Raw genomic sequence first — 5,740 nt, forward strand, 5'->3', positions numbered from 1 at the left:
CCCGACGGCCCCGCCATCGCCATCCCCGCCCCCGCCTGGACGTCCTTCATCAGCGCACTCACCGGGGGCGACCTCAACGCCTGACCCGTACCGCCAATCGCACTCCCCGCCGAGCCTCGCCGTCGTACCGGACGGCGGGGCTCGGTGCGTTGCCCCGAACACACAACCGGTGTCAACCTCGGGTTGACGCGAGCGTGACTGTCAACCTAGGGTTGCCTCATGGTGGAACCGACTCAGATGACCAATCCCGTCCGTCTCGACGACCTCATCGAGGCGATCAAGAAGGTGCACGGCGACGCTCTCGACCAGCTCCAGAGCGCTGTCGTCGCCGCCGACCATCTCGGTGAAGTGGCCGATCACCTCATCGGCCACTTCGTCGACCAGGCCCGCCGCTCCGGCGCGTCATGGACCGAGATCGGCAAGTCCATGGGCGTCACGCGGCAGGCCGCCCAGAAGCGGTTCGTGACGAAGGACGAGCCGGCGCCCGACGCGAACCAGGACTTCAGCAGGTTCACCCCGCGCGCCAGGAGCGTTGTCGTCGCGTCCCAGAACAAGGCCCGCGAGGGTGGCCACACGCAGATCGGCACAGGGCATCTCGTACTGGGGCTGCTCGACGACCCGGAGGGGCTGGCCGCACGGGTGATCGTCGCCCGGGGCGTACGGCTGGAGGCCGTCGCGGAGGCCGTGGCCGCGGCGTTGCCGGAGCCGTCCGGTGAGCCCGTACCCGACCTCGTGCCGTTCGACGCCAGGGCGAAGAAGGCCCTTGAGCTGACCTTCCGCGAGGCGCTGCGGCTGGGGCACAACTACGTCGGCACGGAGCATGTGCTGCTGGCGCTGCTGGAGCAGGAGGACGGTACGGGCGTGCTCAGCGGGCTCGGCCTCGACAAGGCGGGCACGGAGGAGCAGGTGTCGACCGTCCTGAGCGTGCTCCAGGCGCAGATGAAGAAATAGCGGCGCCGCAACTGCCCCACCGGCCGCAACCGCTCCAGCGGCCGCAACCGTCCCACCGGCCGTGACTGCCGTACCGGCCCGCCCATGCCCGTCGGGCGGGTCGGTACGGCGGCGACGATGCCGCCGTGGCTACGCCGGGCCCTGGTAGGGGACGAACGAGGCCCTGAGTTCTGCGGTGTTGGGCTCCGCGGCGTCCTCGACGCTGACGAAGTGCCTGGTGATCTCGCCGAACTGGAGGAAACCGTCGACGTGCATGTCGTACCAGCGGCCTTCGACCTGGACGACCTGCTTGAAAGCGACCGCTTCCAGTTCGACCGTGTCTTCCTGTGCCACGCCCACGTTGGGCGTCTCGTTGTGCTGGAACTTCAGCGGGCCGACCGTACGCCTGTCCTTGTTCCCGAAGGCCACGGTGATGCTGAGTTGCGCGGTGAACATCGGGTTCGGCGGCATGGGGATCACGTGGTTGTAGTGCTTGAACGTGCCGATCACGCTGGGGGTGCCGTCGAGCGCGACCTGGGTGGAGGCGCCCTCGAAGACGTAGGCGCTCTTCACTTCGTCCGCGACTTCGCCCCAGGCAAGGCGCTTGGTTTGCAGTCCGCTGAACTGCGACTCGTCCACGTCGACACCCGTCCAGACACCGCTGCTGAGAACGTTGACCATGCCAGGAGTGCTCCTTCCCCGGGTCTGCCCCGGTGAACTTCCCACTGAGCTGGGGCAGTCCGTAATGCGGCCCTGACGCACCGTAAGCGGAGAGGCCGGGCGACCTGAATGTGGATTTGAGACAGATCGGGTCATGGCGTGATCAGAGCGCCCGAGCCGGGCCGGACCGGGTCGGGCTGCACCGAGCCGGGCTGCACCGGGTCGGGCCGGACCGGGTCGGGTCGGAACCCGGCGAGACCCGGAGCCGGGCCGGGCCGGGCGTCGGCTGTGCCCGGCGGACCAGGGCGGTCCGCCGGGCAGGCCGCTCAGCGGAGCCGGTCGAGCTGGAAGTAGTCGATGTTGAAGTTCTGGTAGGCGGCCGGGTCCATCCGCACCGTGAACTCGTGCGTGCCCTTCGACAGACGCTGCGCCCCGGTGACCGGCTGCGTCTCGAAGGCGTCGTGCGAGGTGGTGGTCATGACGTCCACCGGTTCGCCGGGCGTCGCACCGTCGAAGGCCAGGGTGAACTTCCCGGCCGGACGGTACGGCGAGGAGACCCGCGCCGACACCGCGTACGTACCCGACTTGGGCACGTCCACCGAGTACGTGACCCACTCCCCGCCACGGATCCAGCACATCACCAGGGCTCCGGCCTGGTCGCAGAGGTCGACGCCCTCGTACTTCCGTGCGGCTCCGCCCCGGTTGTCGTCCTCCACGTCGTGGTAGCCCGCGTCCTTGCCGTCGGTGGAGTAGTCCTCGGCCTGTACGCGGACCGTTCCCGCGGGAAGGACGGGCCACTTCGCGTCCTTGCCGTGCGGGTGCCGCGACGCCAGCCAGCTGCGGAGCTGCTCCTGGTTGTCCGTCTGGATCATGGACCCGCCGTGCCGGTCGACCACCGTCTTCCAGCCGCGGGCGGGGTCGATCAGGGACGCCTCATCGGTGTAGCCGGCGGCCAGCCCGTACCACATGGTGTTGATCCAGACGCGGCCCTCCGCCTGCGCCCGGCGTACCGCGCCGGGCTGGATCTGCGGGTCGGTGAGCCGGTCGAAGATCAGCTCGTACGACTGCGGGCGGCGGCCGGTGAAGGCGCCGACACTGGCGGCGTTCGCGTCGTCGACCACATGGCTGTAGAGAATGCCGGGGTCCTTGCTCAGGAACGCCTCCACCTCCGCGACCGGGGCGGAACTCTTGAAGATGGCGTGGTCCAGGGTGCCGGTGGCGACCAGCAGGTCGTACTCCTGGTCACGGAAGGCCCAGCTCTTGTCGAGATTGACCATCGCCCGGTTCTTCACGGTCGCCAGCGCCTCGGCGAGCGTGGGCACCCGGTCGTCGGTCAGTGCCGCCTGGCCCCCGCCGAGGCCGGCCCGCAGGCGCAGGTCCTTGATCTGGGCGAGTGTCAGGTCCGAGACGTTTCCTGTGCCGTTGGTGGTGCGGTCGACGGATGTGTCGTGCATGAGGACCAACTGCCCGTCCTTGGTGCGCTGCACATCGATCTCCACGACGTCGGCGCCCTTGTCCACGGCGAGGTCGATGGCCCGGAGCGAGTTCTCCGGCGCGCCCCGCCAGTAGCCGCGGTGCGCTACGACCATGACGTCGGCGCCCGGTGTGTGATCGAGGTACTCGTCATGTATCCGGTCGATGGCCGGCCGCGGCTTCGCGGGGACCGCGGGGGTCATGGGGGTCGTCGGGGCCGCCGGGGAGGCGTCGGCCGCGGCCTCGACGAGACGAGGAGCACCCCAGACGGCGGTGACGGTCAGTACGGCGGCGGCTGCCGCGCTGGTCAGGGACTTCCATCCGGTGCGCATGGTGCGGACAACTCCTGAAGTCGTGAGATCAGTTGCGATCGTTCGAGGTCAGTACCGAGTGAGGATGTCCACTTTGTGCGGGAGACCGGTGAACACGCCGACTGCCGCGTGAGGCAATCGTTAACGTTCAAGGAATCCTGCGACCGGGGGCGACGGCTGCCGGCGCGGTGCCGGCGCGGTGCCGGCGCGGTGCCGGCCGGGGCGGTGCCCGCCAGGGCGACGGCGGCGGCGACGCCCGCCGACACGGTGCCCGCCTCGGCCGCCTGCCGCAGCGCCGCCCAACAGCAGCCGCCTTCAGGCCAGTTGCCTCAGGCCGGTCACGTCAGCCCAGTCGCTTCAGCCCAGTTGTTTGATGCTCTCGAAGATCCGGGCGAAGCCCTCCTCTCCGTGGCCCGCGTCGATCTGGCGCTGGATCAGCCCCTGCACCATGGCGACCACCTCGGTGCTGATGCCCTGGTCGGAACTGGCGGCCAGGAGATCACCGAGATCGGAGAACACCAGGCTCTGCTGTCCCTCGACCGTGTAGTCCCCACCGTCGATGACCTCCGCGAACCCCTGGAACGCGCCGGTCATCGCCGTCAGCCACGGCGCGGCCATGCCGGCGAACTCGCCCGCGGTCATGCCGGCCGGCGCGACCATCGCGGCGCCGTGCATGAATCCGGCGAACATGACGTACATGCTCGCGAGCAGGGCGAGGTCGTACAGCGACGCCAGCCCGGCGTCCTTGCCGAAGTAGGTGCTGGTGCCCCACAGGTCGAGCAGCGGCTTGTACTGCTGGAAGACATCGAGCGATCCGCTGTACAGGATCGACGACCCCGGCCGGCCGATCATGGGCGGTACGGCCATGATGCCGCCGTCCAGATACGCGGCCCCGACACCGGCGGCCCAGTCCGCCAACTCCCGTGCCTGGGCCGGTGTTGTCGTGGTCAGGTTGATCAGAGTGCGTCCGGCCAGCTCCTCGGAGAGCGGGTCGAGCACCTCATGGACCGACGCGTGGTCCAGCAGGCACACGATCACCAACCGGTCGGCCCGGACCGCGTCACCGGCCGTCGCGGCGGCCTCCGCGCCCTGCGCGACAAGGCTGTCCGCCTTCCCCGGCGAGCGGTTCCAGACCGTTGTCGCGCATCCGGCCTTCAGCAGGGCGGCGGCGAGAGCACTGCCCATCGCACCCAGCCCGAGAACGCTCACGTGGACACTGTCGTTGGCTGTCATTTCTGTGGCTCCCCCATTTTTGTGGCTCCCCCTTGTGTTCGTCGTTCGACTGGATCCTCTCGGCTGCCGGTAGCGTTGACCAGTACGGACTAATTAGTCAGGTACTCACTCATTGGTAAGTACGGTTGGTACTCGGTGAGTACGGCAGGTGTTCGGTCAGTACGGTTGGAGGGGCGGATGGCGACATCAGCACGACGTGGTCCTTACTTCTGCGGCATCGACGCGGCGATGGACGTGGTGGCCGGCAAGTGGAAGTCGCTGATCCTCTGGGAGCTGCAGCACCACGGGACCCGCCGCTTCGCCGAGCTTCGACGCGGTCTGCCGGGGGTCAGCGAGAAGATGCTGATCCAGCATCTGCGGGAGATGGAGGAAGACGGGCTCGTGCATCGCGAGGTGTACCGCCAGGTGCCGCCGAAGGTCGAGTACTCCCTGACGGAGCACGGCATCTCGCTCAACGCCGCCCTGGTCCTCCTGGGAGAATGGGGCACCGAACGCATACGGCGGATCGGGGCCGAAAAGGTGTCCGTCTCCATCTCGGCGGACGTCGCCAGCGACGTCGCCGCGGACGTTGCGGCAGATGTTCCCACGGCAGTTGGGCGGTAGAAGCGCATGATCCGGGATCTCTACAACGTACGCGAGGTGCCCCGGCCGGGTGATCCCGCGGGCGGCGCGGAGGGCGGCATCACACCGCTGACGCCGGAGGAGGAACAGCGCGCTCACATCGCCCTGTTCAACGAGATCGGCAACCGTGTCTCCGACAACGGCTGGGCGCGGTTCCCGGCGTACAGCCCGGCGGAACGTATCCGGCTGTACAAGGTCGGCCGCGCCCTGAGCGAGTGGTGGGGCCGGCCGGTCAGGGTCGAGCCGGAGGACGAGTGCTCCGTACGCTTCTGGCTGGAGGCCGACGAGCCGTCGGGCCAACTACCGCAGGCCCAGACCTGATTGCCCGCCTGCCGGTCTGCTCGCCTGCTCGTCTGCCCCGCCCGTCTGTCTATCTGCCCGCCTGATCGACTCAGCGCCCGCCGGCGACTCGTAGCACCGCACCCGTGGTGTACGAGGCGTCCGCCGACAGCAGCCAGGCGATCGCCGCGGCGATCTCGGCCGGTTGGCCGGGGCGGCGGAGGGGGATTCCG

At 69.1% G+C, this 5,740-nt stretch carries 7 protein-coding genes; 3 read left to right on the forward strand and 4 right to left on the reverse strand.

Annotation, left to right across the window (positions count from 1 at the left end; genetic code table 11):
- Positions 1-219 precede the first annotated feature (219 nt).
- Positions 220-951: a Clp protease N-terminal domain-containing protein gene (locus tag WH07_RS31870; RefSeq protein ID WP_046507877.1), complete on the forward strand. Its 732-nt coding sequence runs from the start codon at positions 220-222 to the stop codon at positions 949-951.
- 129 nt (positions 952-1,080) lie between these two features.
- On the opposite strand, the gene WH07_RS31875 is transcribed toward WH07_RS31870, so the two are convergent.
- From WH07_RS31875 to WH07_RS31885, 3 genes are all read right to left on the reverse strand, one after another.
- Positions 1,081-1,611, reverse strand: a complete 531-nt coding sequence (locus WH07_RS31875; protein WP_052744624.1) for a choice-of-anchor K domain-containing protein — start codon at positions 1,609-1,611, stop codon at positions 1,081-1,083.
- 305 nt (positions 1,612-1,916) lie between these two features.
- On the reverse strand, positions 1,917-3,395 hold the full coding sequence (locus WH07_RS31880) for a glycerophosphodiester phosphodiesterase family protein (protein ID WP_046507879.1): 1,479 nt from the start codon (positions 3,393-3,395) through the stop codon (positions 1,917-1,919).
- Positions 3,396-3,731: 336 nt separating this feature from the next.
- Positions 3,732-4,607, reverse strand: a complete 876-nt coding sequence (locus WH07_RS31885) for an NAD(P)-dependent oxidoreductase (protein ID WP_046507881.1) — start codon at positions 4,605-4,607, stop codon at positions 3,732-3,734.
- 177 nt (positions 4,608-4,784) lie between these two features.
- Between WH07_RS31885 and WH07_RS31890 the strand changes: the two genes are divergently transcribed.
- A complete protein-coding gene (locus tag WH07_RS31890; protein ID WP_046507882.1) occupies positions 4,785-5,210 on the forward strand; it encodes a winged helix-turn-helix transcriptional regulator in 426 nt (141 codons plus the stop codon).
- 6 nt (positions 5,211-5,216) lie between these two features.
- Complete coding sequence (locus tag WH07_RS31895; RefSeq protein ID WP_046507884.1) at positions 5,217-5,549, forward strand: hypothetical protein; 333 nt, start codon at positions 5,217-5,219, stop codon at positions 5,547-5,549.
- Between the two features lie 70 nt (positions 5,550-5,619).
- On the opposite strand, the gene WH07_RS38315 is transcribed toward WH07_RS31895, so the two are convergent.
- Positions 5,620-5,740 (reverse strand): SDR family oxidoreductase (locus WH07_RS38315; protein WP_157877469.1); only part of this gene is annotated, 121 nt, incomplete at its 5' end.

It is taken from the genome of Streptomyces odonnellii (genome assembly GCF_000981895.1).
In the GTDB taxonomy this organism is placed as follows: Bacteria; Actinomycetota; Actinomycetes; order Streptomycetales; family Streptomycetaceae; genus Streptomyces; species Streptomyces odonnellii.